Annotated in this window: 1 protein-coding gene; it reads right to left on the reverse strand. The window is 37.0% G+C overall.

Features of this window, described 5'->3' with window-relative positions; all coding sequences use genetic code 11:
• Positions 1-9 precede the first annotated feature (9 nt).
• Positions 10-1194, reverse strand: coding sequence for a DNA polymerase (locus tag ACFV4F_RS39430; protein ID WP_380510124.1), 1185 nt, complete (start codon positions 1192-1194; stop codon positions 10-12).
• Positions 1195-1343 lie beyond the last annotated feature (149 nt).

Consider the following 1343-nt stretch of genomic DNA (forward strand, 5'->3'; position numbering starts at 1 on the left):
CTCGTTTTTTTAAAAATAAATAATTTGATTATTTTTTTTTTTTTTAGACCCATTTTCAAACCCAATTACTATTTTTAAAAACGTCCATATCCCTGAAAGGTTACCGACCGGGAAACATAATTTTTTGTACATTCTGTGAGGTAGAGGCGGTATATGTAAAGTAGTCGGTATGTGAATATCACATTCTAAAAAACCGCCGCCCTGTCTATAGCTGTACCAATATTTAAATACGTTTCGGGCTTTGTCTCCTTTATGGTGACGCGGTTTCCCTATAGGTATTGGGTTCACTTTCATAACGTACGGATATAATGAATTTACATCATAATGAAAGCCGCCATTTAATTCACTTTGAAATACTTCTGTACGTCCACCATAATATGCCTTGCGTATAAAATCCTCTGTAAACTCGCCCCATTTGCTATAACCGTAATTCGTGGAAATAGCCTTTTCATAATCTTCAGGATAATTCATTTGATATACTTTCATTGCAAGACTTGCGGTAGTAGGACATTTTAAAAATTCATGAATCGGCAAGCCGGATATTTCAATAAGCATTGTAACAATTTCATATAATGCCACACAGTCCAACCGTAAATATTCATTTAATTCAGGTTCATACGGATCGACCTTCATAAAATAATTCCCTTGGGATTCCCGGTCATCATATTTACCCGGGTCATTTGTGGGGTTTCCGTCAGCGTCAAGCGCCCATCCCAATTTCAAAATATGGTCTTTTAAATCTATTTTTGCTTTTTCTTGCGAAATATTAAAATCCTCACATATCTTTTTTAATGAACCCATTACAAGCTTGCTGGAATCATGAAATGTAATAGGTTGCGAAATAATTTCATTTTCTTCAGTTATTTGGGATTCATTAAGACCTGTTTTAAATACCGTAACGACATTATTAATAAAAATCGAATTTTTTAAATCCGCTTCAGGTAAAATGTCCTTTGCGATTTTTGAAATGTCGAAATCTAGATTATGAATAAATACATGACAATCGTATTTTGTGGTATACTGTGAGAGAACCGTTTTCAGGTTTTTAAAAGTGTTTGTCGCACGGTATCTACTACCGTCATATAATCCGACGCGGAAGACTTCCCCAAAAAGTCCTCGCGTCTCAGTATCAAGCGTAAGTATCTTAACGGGTTTACTTGCGCTTTTTTCTTTATTCTCTTTTTCCTTACTCATTTAAAATCCACCTCTCCATCGTAAATCCTTCGCTACACGTGTCGACGTTGTGATCTGTCCGTGCGGGAGATCCGGTCTCTTATACACATCGACGAGCCCCCGCGACTCAAGGCTATCGAGTATGCAGTATGCGGCGTGAAACGTGGGGT

The sequence above is a fragment of the Kitasatospora sp. NPDC059722 genome, assembly GCF_042733235.1.
In the GTDB taxonomy this organism is placed as follows: Bacteria; Actinomycetota; Actinomycetes; order Streptomycetales; family Streptomycetaceae; genus Kitasatospora.

What these genes read in the sequence shown, in the direction of transcription:
- ACFV4F_RS39430 (WP_380510124.1), bottom strand. Translation starts at nt 1,194, where the DNA reads ATGAGTAAGGAAAAAGAGAATAAAGAAAAAAGCGCAAGTAAACCCGTT.